At 72.7% G+C, this 15,334-nt stretch carries 15 protein-coding genes; 9 read left to right on the top strand and 6 right to left on the bottom strand.

The genetic code is table 11. The features are described 5' to 3' along the window. Positions 1 to 179: 179 nt before the first annotated feature. The 6 genes from ACFWGN_RS05110 (at position 180) to ACFWGN_RS05085 (ending at position 7,448) form a co-directional block, all read left to right on the top strand. Positions 180 to 2,837 (top strand): DUF4118 domain-containing protein, encoded by a 2,658-nt coding sequence (locus tag ACFWGN_RS05110; protein WP_377616082.1) that lies wholly within the window; start codon positions 180 to 182, stop codon positions 2,835 to 2,837. Beyond that, positions 2,834 to 3,523 carry a response regulator gene (locus tag ACFWGN_RS05105; RefSeq protein ID WP_191802896.1) on the top strand — a complete coding sequence of 230 codons (690 nt, stop codon included), beginning with the start codon at positions 2,834 to 2,836 and terminating at the stop codon, positions 3,521 to 3,523. The genes ACFWGN_RS05110 and ACFWGN_RS05105 overlap by 4 nt, the downstream gene beginning before the upstream one ends. A 121-nt stretch (positions 3,524 to 3,644) precedes the next feature. Beyond that, positions 3,645 to 4,085: a zf-TFIIB domain-containing protein gene (locus tag ACFWGN_RS05100; RefSeq protein WP_377615975.1), complete on the top strand. Its 441-nt coding sequence runs from the start codon at positions 3,645 to 3,647 to the stop codon at positions 4,083 to 4,085. Positions 4,086 to 4,193: 108 nt separating this feature from the next. Continuing rightward, the gene (locus tag ACFWGN_RS05095) at positions 4,194 to 4,964 is read left to right on the top strand and encodes an SDR family NAD(P)-dependent oxidoreductase (protein ID WP_377615973.1); all 771 of its coding nucleotides are present in this window, start codon (positions 4,194 to 4,196) and stop codon (positions 4,962 to 4,964) included. Positions 4,965 to 5,333: 369 nt separating this feature from the next. Next, positions 5,334 to 6,371: a multicopper oxidase domain-containing protein gene (locus tag ACFWGN_RS05090; protein ID WP_377615971.1), complete on the top strand. Its 1,038-nt coding sequence runs from the start codon at positions 5,334 to 5,336 to the stop codon at positions 6,369 to 6,371. A gap of 108 nt (positions 6,372 to 6,479) precedes the next feature. Next, a complete protein-coding gene (locus ACFWGN_RS05085; RefSeq protein ID WP_377615970.1) occupies positions 6,480 to 7,448 on the top strand; it encodes a bile acid:sodium symporter family protein in 969 nt (322 codons plus the stop codon). Positions 7,449 to 7,561: 113 nt separating this feature from the next. Here ACFWGN_RS05085 and ACFWGN_RS05080 read toward each other — a convergent pair whose 3' ends face one another. After that, entirely contained in the window at positions 7,562 to 7,933 is a 372-nt protein-coding gene (locus ACFWGN_RS05080) for a DoxX family protein (protein ID WP_377615969.1), read from the bottom strand. A 269-nt stretch (positions 7,934 to 8,202) separates the two neighbouring features. Here ACFWGN_RS05080 and ACFWGN_RS05075 point away from each other — a divergent pair, with 269 nt between their 5' ends. Beyond that, entirely contained in the window at positions 8,203 to 8,592 is a 390-nt protein-coding gene (locus tag ACFWGN_RS05075; protein ID WP_377615968.1) for a winged helix-turn-helix transcriptional regulator, read from the top strand. Between the two features lie 96 nt (positions 8,593 to 8,688). Here the strand turns inward: ACFWGN_RS05075 and ACFWGN_RS05070 are convergent, their stop codons facing one another. Then, positions 8,689 to 9,138, bottom strand: coding sequence for a SufE family protein (locus ACFWGN_RS05070; protein ID WP_056647981.1), 450 nt, complete (start codon positions 9,136 to 9,138; stop codon positions 8,689 to 8,691). 169 nt (positions 9,139 to 9,307) lie between these two features. Here ACFWGN_RS05070 and ACFWGN_RS05065 point away from each other — a divergent pair, with 169 nt between their 5' ends. Further along, positions 9,308 to 10,636: a DUF1254 domain-containing protein gene (locus tag ACFWGN_RS05065; protein ID WP_377615967.1), complete on the top strand. Its 1,329-nt coding sequence runs from the start codon at positions 9,308 to 9,310 to the stop codon at positions 10,634 to 10,636. A 143-nt stretch (positions 10,637 to 10,779) separates the two neighbouring features. Here ACFWGN_RS05065 and ACFWGN_RS05060 read toward each other — a convergent pair whose 3' ends face one another. From ACFWGN_RS05060 to ACFWGN_RS05050, 3 genes are all read right to left on the bottom strand, one after another. After that, the gene (locus ACFWGN_RS05060; protein ID WP_377615966.1) at positions 10,780 to 11,688 is read right to left on the bottom strand and encodes a sulfurtransferase; all 909 of its coding nucleotides are present in this window, start codon (positions 11,686 to 11,688) and stop codon (positions 10,780 to 10,782) included. A gap of 221 nt (positions 11,689 to 11,909) precedes the next feature. Next, positions 11,910 to 12,413 carry a Cys-tRNA(Pro) deacylase gene (gene ybaK, locus ACFWGN_RS05055; protein WP_377615965.1) on the bottom strand — a complete coding sequence of 168 codons (504 nt, stop codon included), beginning with the start codon at positions 12,411 to 12,413 and terminating at the stop codon, positions 11,910 to 11,912. A 16-nt stretch (positions 12,414 to 12,429) separates the two neighbouring features. Continuing rightward, positions 12,430 to 13,695, bottom strand: coding sequence for an MFS transporter (locus ACFWGN_RS05050; RefSeq protein ID WP_377615964.1), 1,266 nt, complete (start codon positions 13,693 to 13,695; stop codon positions 12,430 to 12,432). Between the two features lie 75 nt (positions 13,696 to 13,770). Here ACFWGN_RS05050 and ACFWGN_RS05045 point away from each other — a divergent pair, with 75 nt between their 5' ends. Then, a complete protein-coding gene (locus ACFWGN_RS05045; protein ID WP_377615963.1) occupies positions 13,771 to 14,418 on the top strand; it encodes a FadR/GntR family transcriptional regulator in 648 nt (215 codons plus the stop codon). Positions 14,419 to 14,436: 18 nt separating this feature from the next. Here ACFWGN_RS05045 and ACFWGN_RS05040 read toward each other — a convergent pair whose 3' ends face one another. Further along, complete coding sequence (locus ACFWGN_RS05040) at positions 14,437 to 15,165, bottom strand: VIT family protein (RefSeq protein WP_377615961.1); 729 nt, start codon at positions 15,163 to 15,165, stop codon at positions 14,437 to 14,439. Between the last annotated feature and the right edge of the window lie 169 nt (positions 15,166 to 15,334).

The following is a 15,334-nucleotide window of genomic DNA, read 5'->3' as shown; positions in this document are numbered from 1 at the left end:
CGCGGAGCTGACGGCGCGGGTGCCCCGTGCCTGAGGGACGCGACGGCCAGGAGGCCGCAGGGTCCGGGAGCCCCCAGGAGGGGCGCCCGGACCCGGGCGCGTCCGCGGGCGGGGAGGGTCCCGGAGCCCGCAGGGCAGGGGGGCCCGACGGCGCCGCACGCCGCCCGGGTCTGCTCACCGTGTACCTCGGGGCCGCGCCGGGCGTGGGCAAGACGTACGCGATGCTGGGCGAGGCCCACCGACGCAGGGCGCGCGGCACGGACGTGGTCGTGGGCCTGGTCGAGACGCACGGGCGCGCCGCGACGATCACGCAGATCGGCGACCTCGAGGTCGTGCCGCGTCGCGTCGTGAGCCACCGGGACGTCGAGCTGACCGAGCTCGACGTCGAGGCCGTGCTCGCCCGCGACCCCCAGGTCGTCCTGGTCGACGAGCTCGCGCACACCAACGCTCCCGGCTCGCACCACCGCAAGCGCTGGCAGGACGTGCAGGACCTCCTGGCCGCGGGCATCGACGTGGTGACCACGGTCAACGTGCAGCACCTCGAGTCGCTCACCGCGGACGTCGAGGCCATCACGGGCGTGCGCCAGCGCGAGACCGTGCCCGACCAGGTGGTGCGCGACGCCGACCAGATCCAGCTCGTCGACCTGTCGCCGCAGGCGCTGCGGCGCCGGCTCGCGCACGGCAACGTCTACCGGGCCGAGCAGATCGACGCCTCGTTGTCCTCCTACTTCCGCACGGGCAACCTCACGGCCCTGCGAGAGCTCGCTCTGCTGTGGCTCGCGGACCGCGTCGACGACGCCCTGACCCGCTACCGGGCGGACCACGCGATCTCGGGGACGTGGCCCGCGCGCGAGCGTATCGTCGTCGCGGTCACGGGCGGTCCCGAGGGCGAGACGCTGCTGCGCCGCGGCGCCCGGATCGCCCAGCGCGCCGCGGGTTCCGAGCTCGTCGCGGTCCACGTGCTGGCGACCGACGGGTTGCCCAGCGCACCGCCCGCGGCCATCGCGGCCTCGCGCGAGCTCGTCGAGTCGCTGGGCGGGACGTTCCACACGGTCGTGGGCGAGGACGTCGCCTCGGCGGTCGTCGACTTCGCGCAAGGGGTCAACGCGACCATGATCGTGGTGGGCGTCTCGCGGCACTCTCGCTGGCGAGAGGCCCTCCTGGGATCCTCGAGCGCCGAGATCGCCCGCCTGGCGGGGACGATCGACGTCCACCTCGTGACGCACGAGAAGGCGCGCGCGGGCAGGCTCCTGCGCGGCCGGTGGTCCGCGCTGTCCCGACCGCGCCGGACCGCCGGGTGGGTGCTCGCGTTCGTGGTCCCGGCCGTGCTGACCGGGGTGTTCTGGCTCCTGCGCGACGTCGTCTCGCTCTCGACCGAGCTCATGCTGTTCCTGGCCGGGTCGGTGGGCGTCGCCCTCGTGGGTGGGCTGTGGCCCGCGGTGGCCGCGGCCGTCGTCTCGTTCCTGTGCCTCAACTGGTTCTTCACGCCGCCGACCGGGTTCCTCACGGTCCAGGACCCCGAGAACCTCCTCGCGCTCCTCGTGTTCGTCCTGGTCGCCGCGGCCGTCGCGTCGGTCGTCGACCTCGCCGCGCGACGGACCGCGCAGGCCTACCGGGCGCGGGCCGAGGCCTCGACGCTCGCCGCCCTGTCGCGGTCCGTGCTCTCGGGCGAGGACACCGCGCAGGCGATCGTCACCCGGCTCGCCGAGACGTTCGGCCTGTCACGGGTCGAGCTCGAGACGCGGACGGGGGAGCGCGGTCCGTGGCGGACGGTCGCGAGCACGGGCCGGGTCGAGGGAGACGTGCTTCCCGCCGGGGAGGGAGCCCTCGCCGCGGGGGACAGGACCCCCGCCGAGCAGGACGGGCGCACCGGGGCGCGCTCCGCCGTCGGGCACCCGGGCGACGCTCAGCGGACCGAGCTGCGTGTCGACGACACCCACCGCCTGTCGCTGTGGGGCCGGGCCCTGCCCGCGAGCGACCGGCAGGTCCTCGAGGCCTTCGCGGCGCAGGCCGGGCTCGTCCTGGAGTACCGCCGCCTGCGCGAGCAGGCCGCCCAGGCCGCGGTCCTCGAGGAGGCCGACGCCACGCGCACCGCGCTGCTCGCGGCCGTCTCGCACGACCTGCGCACCCCGCTCGCCTCGATCCGCACGGCCGTGGACGGCCTGGCCTCCCCGGACGTGCACCTCGACGACGAGGACACCGACGCGCTCACGCGCACCATCCAGGACTCGACGGGACGACTCGAGAAGCTCATCGACAACCTGCTCGACCAGTCGCGGCTGCAGACGGGGAGCGTGCGGCCCAACCTGCGCGCGGCGTCGGTCGACGAGATCGTGCCGCTCGCGATCGAGCCCTACGGTCCGGGCGTCGTGCGCCTCGACGTGCCCGACGACCTGCCGCTCGTGCGCACCGACCCCGGCCTGCTCGAGCGGGCGGTCGCGAACCTCACGTCGAACGCGGTGCGGCACAGCCCGCCCGGTGAGCCCGTACGGATCACGGCCTCGGCGGGACCCCGGGAGATCGAGCTGCGGATCGTCGACACGGGCCGCGGCCTGTCCGACGAGTCCAAGGTCCGCATGTTCGAGCCGTTCCAACGTCTCGGGGACACGACCGGTGAAGGCCTGGGCCTGGGGCTCGCGGTCGCGGACGGGCTCGCCCGGGCCGTGGGCGCGAGCATCACGCCCGAGGACACGCCCGGCGGCGGACTGACCATGGTGGTCACGGTCCCGCGCGAGGCGCGGGAGGATGACGACGTGAGCACGGACGGCACAGGCAGCGCGGACAGCGGCACCCACGGTACGAGCAGCACGAGCGAGACGGACGAGGTGCGCGGATGAGCGGCGACGGCAACCGGGTGCTCGTCGTCGACGACGACGCCGGGCTCGTGCGCGCGCTCGCGATCAACCTGCGCGCGCACGGCTGGGACGTGACGGTCGCCATGACGGGCGCCGAGGCCCTCGACGCGGCCGCGAGCGCCCGGCCCGACGTGATCCTGCTCGACCTGGGCCTGCCCGACCTCTCGGGGTTCGAGGTCATCGAGGGCATCCGCGGGTGGAGTGCCGTGCCGATCGTGGTGCTCTCGGCGCGTCAGCTGGGCGACGACAAGGTCGACGCGCTCGACGCGGGCGCGGACGACTACGTGACCAAGCCGTTCGCGATGAACGAGCTGCTCGCGCGGCTGCGGGCCGCGGTGCGTCGCGCCCAGCCGGCCGAGGTGTCCGAGCCGGTCGTGGAGGCGGGCGACCTGCGGATCGACCTGGCCCGCCGCCGGGTGCTGCGGGCCGGGCAGGAGGTCCGGCTGAGCCCCACCGAGTGGTCGCTGCTCGAGGTGCTGGTGCGCCACCGGGGCCGCATGGTCGGGCGGCTGCAGCTCCTGCACGACGTGTGGGGGCCTGCGTACTCGGCCGAGACCAACTACCTGCGCGTCTACACCGCGCAGCTGCGGCGCAAGCTCGAGGACGACCCCGCGAACCCCCGGCACATCATCACCCAGCCGGGCATGGGCTATCTCTTCGAGGTCTGACCGCCCGTCCTGCCCCGTGGCTCGCACCTGTCCGCCGGTGACACGCACCTTGCCGGCCCGAGGCGGGAACCCCTGCGCCACGCCGACCGTTGTGCGTTCGACCCGACGAAGGAGACCCGTCATGCTGTGCCCTCTCGATCAGACCGTGCTCGTGATGTCCGACCGCAAGGGAGTGGAGATCGACTACTGCCCCACGTGCCGCGGTGTGTGGCTCGACCGGGGTGAGCTCGACAAGATCATCGACCGCAGCCTCGAGGCCGAGATCGCCGCCGAGGCCGGCGGCCCGGCGGCAGCCGCGGCTCCGCGCGCGGCGACGCCCCCGCCCGTGCAGTACCCGCCGACCCAGCAGCTGCCGGTCCCGCCGCAGCCCGCGCCCTACGGCTACGCGGACGACCGTCGCCGGGACGACTACCGGGGCGACGACCGCCGCCGGGACGACTACCGCGGGGACGACCGGTACCGCGGGTCCGACCGCGGGTCGGACCAGTACCGCAGCGACGACCCGCGCTACCGCAAGCGCAAGAAGAAGGAGTCCTGGCTCGAGGACCTCTTCGACTTCTGAGCCTCGGACGGCGCCGTCCCTCGCGGGGCGGCGCCGTCGTCGTGCATCCCTCGAGCTCTGTCCCCTCTCCACCTGCTGAACTTCCTCTGACCCCCGGATCGGACCGACATGGCTGTCCTCGACACGTTCTCCCTCGCCGGCCGCACGGCGCTCGTCACGGGCGCGAGCCGCGGGATCGGGCGCGGGCTCGCGCAGGCGCTGGGGGAGGCGGGGGCGCAGGTCGCGCTGACGGCGACGACGCTCGACGCCGCGCAGGCGGCGGCCGACGAGCTGCGGGCACTGGGGCTCGCGGCGCACGGCTACGAGCTCGACGTCACGGACCGCGAGCAGGTCGACGACGTCGTGGCGCAGGTCGGGCGCGAGGGCGGCGGTGTCGACGTGCTCGTCAACAACGCGGGGATCTCGATCGGGGGAGCGGCCCTCGAGATCGAGGACGACGTGTGGCACCGCACGCTCGCGACGAACCTCGACGGCGTCTGGTACTGCTCGCGCGCCGTGGCCCGACAGATGGTCGCGGAGGGTCGGGGCGGGGCGATCGTCAACGTGGGGTCGATGTCCGCGCAGATCGTCAACCGTCCGCGGTGGCAGCCCGCGTACCTGGCGTCGAAGGCCGCGGTGCACCAGCTGACCAAGGGGCTCGCGGCCGAGTGGGCGCCGCACGGGATCCGGGTCAACGCGATCGCGCCCGGCTACATCCTGACCGAGGCGTCGCCCGTGGACCAGCCCGAGTACTACGACGACTGCGTGGCCCCCGCCGCGATGAAGCGGTGGGGCACCCCCGCCGAGCTGGGGCCGGTCGTGGTCATGCTCGCGAGCGAGGCGTCGAGCTTCATGACGGGGGCCGTCGTGACGGTCGACGGCGGGTACACGCTCTTCTGATCGGCGACGTGCCGGGCCTGCCCTCGCGGGCTCGCCCGGTCTGACTCTTGGCCCCTTTCGGGTTGCGAATCGCAAAACAAAAAGGGTGAACCTTCTACTTCTGCTTGACGCTTGTCAGAAGTCTCCCTAGGGTCGGGCGTGCACCGGGACCCCGCCACCGCGGGGCCGGGCCGAGGTCAGGGCCCACGACGTCGTGGGCCACGGGATCGGTCACGCAGCCCGCGTGCAGACACGGCTCGCCCGTTCGACCTCACGTGCCCGCAGGGCGCGCGGGGTCACCGGTGCGAGCGCGCAGGGATTCGACGACGAATACCTGACCGCTGCCGGATCCCCACGGTCCGGGTCGGCGGGCAGAGGAGAGGGAGAACCATGACGCAGGACACCGCCGCCCCCGACGGACTGCTCAAGCGACAGATCTCGCGCCGGTCGATGCTGGCCGGGACGGTCGCGAGCCTCGTGGCGCCCACGGCGCTCGGCCTCGGCGCGGCTCCCGCCGCGGCGCACGGCAACGGGAACCACGGCAAGCCCGACAAGGACAAGGGCAAGCCGGACAAGAACAAGGTCCGCCGCCTGACGATGTACGCCGAGGCGCTGCCCGGCGGCCTCGTCGGCTACGGGCTCGAGCCCGGCAAGGCCACGGTCCCGGGGCCGACCCTCGAGATGTGGGAGGGCGAGACCTTCGAGATCACCCTGGTCAACACCACCGACAAGCGGCTCTCGCTGCACGCGCACGGCGTGAGCTACAGCCACGACTCCGACGGCAGCCCGCTCAACGCGTCGTTCAACGAGCCCGGCCAGTCGCGGACCTACGTGTGGCGCACCCACGCCGCGTACACGACCAAGGGCGGCCAGTGGATGCCCGGGAGCGCCGGCTACTGGCACTATCACGACCACGCGCTGGGCACGGACCACGGCACCGAGGGCGTCAAGGTCGGCATGTACGGCGCTCTCATCGTCCGGCGCAAGGGAGACGTCCTGCCGGACCGCCAGTACACGGTCGCGTTCAACGGGATGTCGATCAACAACCAGGTCGCGCCGAACGTGCCCGTGTTCGAGGCGAACGAGGGCGAGCGGGTCGAGTTCGTGGCGATCGGCCACGGCAACGCGTTCCACACCTTCCACCTGCACGCGCACCGGTGGGCGAACAACCGCACGGGCTATCTCACGGGTCCGAACGACCCGACCCAGGTCATCGACACGCGCGACCTCAACCCGGGCGACTCGTTCGGGTTCCAGGTGATCGCGGGCGAGAAGGTCGGCCCCGGCGCGTGGATGGTCCACTGCCACGTGCAGTCCCACTCCGACATGGGCATGGGCGGGATCTTCCTGGTCGCCGACAAGGACGGCAGCGTGCCCGAGCACGCGCAGGCCGCGCTCCACCGCTACCAGGGGCACGCGCACCACTAACCCGGTCGGGCGCTCGGAGCGACGAGCCAGGACCGGCGGGGCCTCGACGTCCCGCCGGTCCTGGCACGCCGACGCTGTCGCCTCGGGCGACACCTAGACTCGACCCTCGTGCGCCAGGTTCTCAAGCAGTGGGTCGATCCGTTCATCGTGGCGCTCGTCGCGACCATGGTCCTGGGGCTCGTGGTCCCGGTCCCCGCAGAGGCCCAGCGCGTCGTGGACGCGGTCGCGGACGTCGCGGTCGCGGTCCTCTTCCTCGTCTACGGCATGCGCCTGTCGACTACCGAGGTGTGGGCGGGCCTGAAGAACGTCCGGCTCCAGGGCGGCATCCTCGCCTCGACCTACGTCGTCTTCCCGCTCGTCGGCCTCGCGGTCTCGTGGGCCGTGACGCCGCTGGTCGGCGCGCCGCTCGCGGCGGGCATCCTCTTCCTGTCGTTGCTGCCCTCGACCGTCCAGTCGTCCGTGGCGTTCACCTCGGTCGCGCGCGGGAACATCGCCGGAGCGATCTGCGGGGCCACGGTCTCGAACGTCGTGGGCATGGTCGTGACGCCGCTGCTGGTCCTGTGGTTCATGTCGTCGAGCGGTGCGACGGGCGGGCTGAGCGGGTTGCGCGACGTCCTGGTGCGCCTGCTCGCCCCGTTCGTCGTCGGCCAGCTCCTGCAGCCGTTCGTCGGCCGGTGGATCCGGGCCAGGCGGTGGCTCACGCTGTCCGTGGACCGGGGCACGATCCTGATCGTGGTCTTCGGGGCGGTCGCCGCGGCGACGAGCGCGGGGGTGTGGGCCGGGATCTCGGCGTGGACGATCGTCGCGCTCGTCGGGATCAGCGCCTTGATCCTGGTCGTCATGCTCGCGGTCACGTGGTGGGGCGGCGCCGGGCTGCGGCTCGGTGTCGAGGACCGGATCGCGCTGCTCATGTGCGGGTCCAAGAAGAGCCTGGCCACGGGCCTGCCCATGGCCGCGGTGCTCTTCCCCGTCGCGGTCGCGGGCACCGTGGCGGTGCCAGTGATCGTCTTCCACCAGCTCCAGCTCATCGTGTGCGCGGTCCTGGCGCGCAGGCTCGCGCTGCGCGCCGACGCCTGAGGCCCGGCCGGGCGGCCGGCGGGGCCGGAGCGAGGGCGGCGAGCGCGAGGACCGATCCGTCGTCGGTCCCTCGCGCTCGGCGCGCGGCGCGCGTCGTCATCGGCCCGACGGCGTCACGCGCCCCAGCCCGCGAAGCGCCCCACGGCGACGAACACCGCGAGCAGCAGCAGGACGGTGTTGACCGGCACGGACTGCTTCTCGCCCAGGCGGACGTGCAGGGGGATCGCGCCGATCTGCGTGACGGCGAGGCCGACGGCGGCGATCGGGGTCAGGATGGGGGCGATCCCGGTCAGGACTGGCAGGATCAGGCCGATCGCGCCCAGCAGCTCGAGCGCACCGAGGGCGCGGGTGGCTGCGAGACGGCCGGGCGTGACCCAGCGCATCTTCTCCATGAGCTTGTCGGCCGGGGTGGTGAGCTTCATGAAGCCCGCACCGGCGAAGGCGACGGCGAGCAGTCCAGCGGCGATCCAGAGGGCGATGTTCATGGGTTTCCTTCGAGGTCGGTGGCGCGGGTCGCGCCACGGTGGGGAGGTCCGTGGGTCACTGTCCGTCTGGTCAGTCACCTTTTGTGCCGGAGGACATCATGGGTAACCTGAAGAAGGTCTACAAAAGGCACACCGGTGTTCCCGGTGAGTCAGGAAACGGAGAACCCATGACCGCGACGGCCTCCGGCGCCCACCAGGCGCCAGGTCCCGACGCTCAGCACGTGCCACGGCCCCGCGCGCTCCACGTGCCGGGTCCTGACGGTCTGCACGTGCCACTTCCCGACGGTGGCGGTTGCGGCGCCGACCACGCGACCAGCGAGGTCCGGCGCGTGCTCGACCGGGTCGGCGACAAGTGGAGCGTCCTCATCCTCGGCACGCTCTCGAGCGGGCCGCTGCGGTTCACCGAGCTCCTGCACGGGATCAGCGGGATCTCCCAGCGCATGCTGACGCTCAACCTGCGCCAGCTCGAGCGCGACGGGCTCGTGAGCAGGACCGTTCACGCCGTGGTCCCGCCGCGAGTCGACTACGAGCTCACGGAGCTCGGTCGCACGCTGCTCCCGCCGGTGCTCGCCCTGGTCCGGTGGGCCATGGAGAACACCGACGAGATCCAGGGGCATCGCGAGGGCTTCGACGCGAAGTCCGCGGGCGGCCAGGCGTGACCCGCGGCTGAGCGAGCCGGCCGGCCACGGCGTTCGGCGCGGCGACGGCACGGTCGATCAGAGCACAGGACCGATCCGCCCCGCGAGCCTGCGACCTCAGCCCGCCGCGACCTGGTCGCGGATCTGGCGCTTGGCGCGCAGCAGGATGCCGGTCATGCCGTTGAGGCGCAGAGGGCTCACCGCGTTGGTCAGCCCGATCGTGAACGGGTAGTCGTCGGGCACGGCGAGGGCCTGCTCGGGCGTCAGGCCCTCGAGTCCCTGGGCCAGGATCGAGGCGAACCCGCGGGTCGTGGGGGCCTCGGCCGGTGCGGTCGCGTACAGGTGGACGCCGTCGGCCTCGACCTCGGCGAACGCGCGGACCGGGGACTGGCACTCCTCGACGCGCTCGAGCAGTCCCGGGGCGTTCTGGTAGCGCGCGGGCAGGTCGGGCAGCTCGCGCGAGAACTCCAGCAGGAGCTGGAGCCGGTCGCGCTCGCCGAGCGCGAGGAAGTCGTCGCGGATCTCGGCGAGGACCGGGGGCAGCTCGGTCGTGGCGTCGTCAGTCATCCGTCGATCTTCCCACCCGGGGGCGTCCACCGGCAGCCCGCGCCCGCCCTGCGGACGGCCGCGGCGCGCGACCCTCGAGAGTTCGCCCGCCCTCGCCGCGCACCGCCCGACGCCCGTGGATACGTTGGGCCCGAGCGCGCCGACCCCCGGCGCGGAGGGACGGAGAGTCATGGGAAAGCTGTCGAACGACCTGCGCACGTTGAGCCACGAGGCCTACCTCTATCTCTACCCGCTCGTGACCATGGACCTGACGCGTCGCCAGGGCACCAACGTGGAGGCGGGGGTCCGCCCGGGGTTCGGGCCGCCCAACACGTTCCATCACCTGCGCGCGTTCCCACCCGCGGACTTCCGTGCGGTCGTCCGACCCAACTTCGACACGCTCTACGCGAACCTGTGGCTCGACCTGACCGACGGGCCGGTGCTGCTGCACGTCCCGGACACCGACGACCGTTACTACATGCTGCCCCTGCTGGACATGTGGACCGACGTGTTCGCGACGATCGGCAAGCGGACCACGGGGACGGGCGCGGGCGACTACCTGGTCGTGGGGCCCGACTACGAGGGCGACCTCACCGAGTTCTACGACGACCTTCCCGAGGAGGTCGCGCTGATCGTCGCGCCGACCCCGCACGTGTGGGCCATCGGTCGTATCCAGACGAACGGCCCCGCGGACTACCCGGCCGTGCACGCGGTGCAGGACGGCATGAGCGTGCGCGCGCTGGGCGACCGTCCGCCGTTCGTGATCGACCCGACCGCGGACACGCGGACCGAGCCCCTGCGGCAGGTCGACGCCCTCAGCGCGGTCGACTTCTTCACCTACGCGACCCGTCTGCTCGACACCAACCCGCCGCACCCCACGGACTTCTCGGTGCTCGCGCGCATCGGTGCGCTGGGCATCGTCCCGGGCGACGAGTTCGACCCCGGTCAGTTCGACGAGGCCGAGATCGTCGAGATCGAGGCGGGCGCCGCGAGCGCGCGGGAGCTGCTGGGTGCGTCGCAGGCGACGCTGGGGATCGCGGCGAACGGGTGGTCGCTCTTCCGGCAGCCGATGGGCGTCTACGGCAACTACTACCTCCAGCGGGCGTTCATCACGCTCGTAGGGCTCGGGGCGAACCCGGTCGAGGACGCGATCTACCCCTTCCTCGTCGAGGACGCGGACGGGGAGGCCGTGAACGGCGACCACGACTACGTGCTGCACTTCGACGCCGACCAGCTCCCGCCCGCGGAGGCCTTCTGGTCGGTCACGATGTACGACGCCGAGGGGTTCCAGGTCGCCAACGCCCTGGACCGGTTCGCGCTCGGTGACCGCGACGACCTGCGGTACGGGGCGGACGGTTCGCTCGACCTCTACCTCCAGCACGAGAGCCCCGGCGCGGACCGCGAGTCCAACTGGCTCCCCGCCCCGCGGGGACCCGTGGGCGTGACGATGCGCCTCTACGCGCCGCGGCCCGAGGCGCTCGACGGTCGCTGGGTCCCGCCGGTCGTGCGCAGGGTCTGAGCGGTGGAGCCCGGGGTGGCCGGCCGGCGCCGCCCCGGGCGTCCTGCGGTGAGGACGAGGGATGCCCGACGGCGGTGGGCCGGGTCGCGGACCCGGCCCACCGCCGTCGGGCACCAGGAGAGCGCCCCGTGCGGGGCATCACCTCAGAGGCGCGCGGGGACCTCGCCCGGCTCGGTGCCCTTGACGATCGGGACGCGGACCGCGTTGCCCCACTCGGTCCACGAGCCGTCGTAGTTGCGGACCTTGTCGAAGCCGAGCAGGTACGTCAGCGCGAACCACGTGTGGCTCGAACGCTCGCCGATGCGGCAGTAGGTGATGACCTCGTCGTCGGTCGACAGTCCCAGGCCGCCCTCCTGGTAGATCGCCTCGAGCTCCTCGCGCGACTTGTAGGTGCCGTCCTCGGCGACCGCGGTCGCCCACGGGACGTTGCGCGCGGTGGGGATGTGACCGCCGCGCAGCACGCCCTCCTCGGGGTAGTCCGGGATGTGCAGGCGCTCGCCCGTGAACTCCTGGGGCGAACGGATGTCGACCAGCGGGCCGTTGCCCAGGTGAGCGAGCACGTCCTCCTTGAAGGCGCGGATCGTCTCGTCGTCGCGCTCGACCACGGGGTACTCGACGGGCTCGGGCGTGGGGACGTCGGTCGTGGTCTCGCGGGCCTCGGCGATCCACTTGCCGCGCCCGCCGTCGAGGAGGCGGACGTCCTCGTGGCCGAACAGCGTGAAGACCCATGCCGAGTACGCGGCCCACCAGTTGTTCTTGTCGCCGTACAGGACGACCGTGGTGTCGCGCGAGATGCCCTTGGAGCCGAGCAGCTGGGCGAAGCCCTTGCCGTCGAGGTAGTCGCGCAGGTCGGGGTCGTTGAGGTCGGTGTGCCAGTCGACCTTGACCGCGCCCGGGATGTGCCTGGTCTCGTAGAGCAGCACGTCCTCGTCGGACTCGACGACGACGACGTTCTCGTCGTGCAGGTGCTCGGCGAGCCAGTCCGTGGAGACGAGGCGGTCGGGGTGGGCGTAGGCGGCGATCTTCTCGGTCGTGTCGAGGGGTGCGGACATGATGTCCTCCTGAGGCTCATGGGCTGGCAGGGCGGCGGCGGGGATGCACGCAGGACGGCGCGGGCGGGGTCGGGCTGAGACGTGCGTGCCGGCGCGGTGGGTACCGCTCGGGCACGTTCGTCACTCTAGGAACGGTGTCCACGGACCGGAAGGCCCGTCGCACATGCTGAGACAGTGTTACCCGTCGGAGGGCAGCGCCAGGGCGGCCGAGGACGGGCCCGTCAGTCGCGAGCGATGGGTGCTGTCACCGCGCCCGTGAGGGAGACCAGGTCCGCGGGGGCCAGGCCCACGTCGAGCCCGCGGCGCCCGCCCGAGACGTAGACGGCGTCGAACGCCAGTGCCGACTCGTCGATCACGGTGCGCAGCCGCTGGCGCTGGCCCAGGGGCGAGATGCCGCCCACCACGTACCCGGTCGCGCGCTCGGCCGCGGACTGCTCGGCCATCGCGGCCTTCTTGCCGCCCGCCGCGTGGGCGAGCGCCTTGAGGTCGAGCTTGCGGTCCACGGGCACGACGCCCACGACGAGCGTCCCGTCGACCGAGGTGACCAGGGTCTTGAACACCTGCTCGGCCGGGATGCCGATCGCGGCCGCCGCCTCGAGCCCGTAGCTCAGGTCGGACGACGGGTCGTGCTCGTAGGGGTGGACGGTGTGCGGGACCCCGGCCTTCTCGAGCGCGACGAGCGCGGGGGTGCCTGCGTGGGGGGAGGACTTCTGCTTCTTGGCCACAGGGAGATTGTGCCCCCTAGGCGCGCGTCTCCGGCGGCGGCGAAGGAGCGGAGGCGGGCTCCGGCCGTGTCGCCGAGTCCTCCACGAAGCGTGGACGGCAGGCGAACCAGCCGGCGACCACTCCGGGGACCACGGTCGCTGCGAGCGCGAGGAGCGGGATCGTCCACGAGCCGGTCGCCTCGCGGAGAAGGCCCAGGCCCAGCGGGCCGAAGCAGGCCAGGCCGTAGCCGATCCCCTGGACGAAGCCGGAGACGGCCGAGGCCGACTCCGGGGTCCTGGTCCGGCGGTTGATCAGCGTCATGCAGAGCGGGAACGTGCTCACCCCGATACCCAGGGCGCACACCCAGAGCACCGTGCCGCCGAGCGGGGAGAGGATCAGGCCCAGGTAGCCGGCCATCAGGACGACCGAGCACGCGACGACCACGACGAACGGGTTCGCCATGCGCGTGGCCACGTGCGGGACCACCAACGCCGCGGCCACGCCCCAGGCCGAGTACAGCGCGATCATGGAGCCGCCCAGGGCCGGGCTCCCGCCCGCGTCGGTGAGCACGGCCGGCACCCAGGTGATGATCCCGTAGTTGGACAGGGCCATCATTGCGAACAGGACGACCAGACCCCAGGCGGTCGACGACCGGCTGATCCGCGGCCTCGCCCCCGTGGTCGCCGGGACGCTCGGGCGGTGGTGGTCGGCGGGCAGCCGCGCTGCCAGGACGAGCCACACCACCGCGGCCAGCGCGGCCGGGACCGCCCAGACCCCTACCGAGAGCCGCCAGCTCGTCGCCTCCGCCACCGGGACGGCCAGCAGCGGGGCGACGAACTGACCCGTCTGCATCAGGAGCAGGTAGAGCGAGGTCCACAGGGCGATCCGGTCGGGGAACCAAGCCTTCACCAGGGGGACGATCACGACGTTCGCGGCGCCGATCCCGGCCAGGGCCAGCACGGTCGACAGCACGAGCGCGAGGGGAGTCGGTGAGAAGGCGCGCACCACGAGCGACAGGGCGGTCAGGCCCAGCGCCACCGTGGCCGTGCGCTCGAGCCCGAACCTCCTCGTCACCACCGGGGCGAGAAACCCGAAGACGGCGAACGACGCCGCAGGCACGGTCCCGAGCAGGCCCGCCAGGGCCACCCCGAACCCGAGGTCGGACCCCATGATCTCGAGGAGCGGGGTGAATCCGGTCACGGCCGTGCGGAGGTTGACCGCCGTCAGCGCGACGGCAAGGCCGGCCCACATGGTCAGGCGCCCACGGCGTACCGGGATGCGCGCTGGAGAGAGTGTCGTCACGCTAAACTCCACGATGAGATCGGCGAATGATGGGATCATGGGATGAATCCAGGTGAGTCTGACACACGGCGGCCGATGCGTCGAGCAGGTCTGATCGACCAGGCGGTCGAGCGCTTCCGCGACGAGGTGGTCTCCGGTCGCTGGCCGGTCGGCGAACGGATACCGACCGAGACCGACCTGGTGGCGGAGTTCGGGGTGGGGCGGAACACGGTCCGCGAAGCGCTCCAGTCGTTGGTGCACGCGGGCCTGCTGCGCCGTGAGCAGGGCCGCGGCACCTTCGTCATCTCCAGCTCCGAGCTGACGAGCACCCTGGAACGCCAGCTCGCCGGGGGCAGCCGTCGCCACTACCTGGAGCTGCGCCTCGCCCTGGACAGCACCGCGGCCTCGCTCGCCGCATCGAGCCGCTCGGAAGCCGACGTCGAGCTGCTGCGCGAGCTGCGCGACCGACGCGCATCGATCTGGTCGACCGGTGACCGCGACCAGCGGGCAGGCGCCGACCTCGACCTGCACCGTGCGATCGTGGCGGCCACGCACAACCCGCTCTACCTGCAGCTCTACTCCAGCATGCTCGACGTCTTCGCGGTCCACATGCGCGACGAGGAGCACGAGGACGAGGACGCGGCCCACCGTCGCCACCACGAGCTGGTCGAGGCGATCGCGGAGGGGGACGCCGATCGGGCAGCGGCGATGGTGGCCGCCATCTTCGGGCCGTTCATGCACTGAGCCGCGGAGCGGGCTCCGCTAGACGTTCACGTCGACGAGCGAGCCGATCCCGAACGTCACCGCCATGGCGATCGCGCCACCCAGGACCGTGCGGATCGTGGCCCGCCGGGTCGGCGACTGCCCGAGCCTCGCGCTGCCCCAACCCGTGAGGACCAACGCCAGGACGACCGCGACGAACGTCACGGGGATCCGTGCTGCGGTGGGGGACAGGAGGATCGCGGCCATGGGGAGCAGACCACCCACCGTGAACGAGACGATCGAGGCGACCGCGGCCTCCCACGGCGAGGTCAGGTCGTCGGGGTCGATGTTGAGCTCGGCGTCGGCGTGCGCCGCGAGCGGGTCGTGCGCCGTGAGCTGGACGGCGACCTCGTGCGCGAGCTCGGGCGTGAGCCCCTTGGCCCGGTAGATCCCCGCGAGCTCGGCGAGCTCCTCGTCGGGCATGGTCGCGAGCTCCTGGCGCTCCTTGGCGAGCATGGCCTCCTCGGTGTCGCGCTGCGTGCTCACCGAGACGTACTCGCCCGCGGCCATCGACAAGGCCCCGGCGAGCAGCGCGGCGGCGCCCGCGGTCGCGATGACGGGGATCGACGTGCTGGTGGCGGCGACACCCACGACCACGCCCGCGGTCGAGACGATCCCGTCGTTCGCGCCGAGCACCCCGGCGCGCAGCCTGTTGAGCCGCGACCCGGTCCCCTCGGTCTGGTGCTGCTCTCCCTCGTGCGGTGTCGTCTCCTGGTCGCGTGCGCTCATGAGGCCACGGTAGGACGGGGGAGCGAGCCTGTCGTGGTGGGCCACGACGCGCTCGCTCCCGTCCCGGGCGCCGAGCGTGTGACCTGCACCTCAGGCCCGCGAGGACCTTCGTCCCTGGCCGACCCCGGCCCGTCCTGAGAGGCTCGAGGTGGCAGAGGTGACCGCCGGC

The organism is Oerskovia sp. NPDC060338 (assembly GCF_042726295.1).
In the GTDB taxonomy this organism is placed as follows: domain Bacteria; phylum Actinomycetota; class Actinomycetes; order Actinomycetales; family Cellulomonadaceae; genus Oerskovia; species Oerskovia merdavium.
This window is presented reverse-complemented; position numbering and strand designations above follow the sequence as displayed.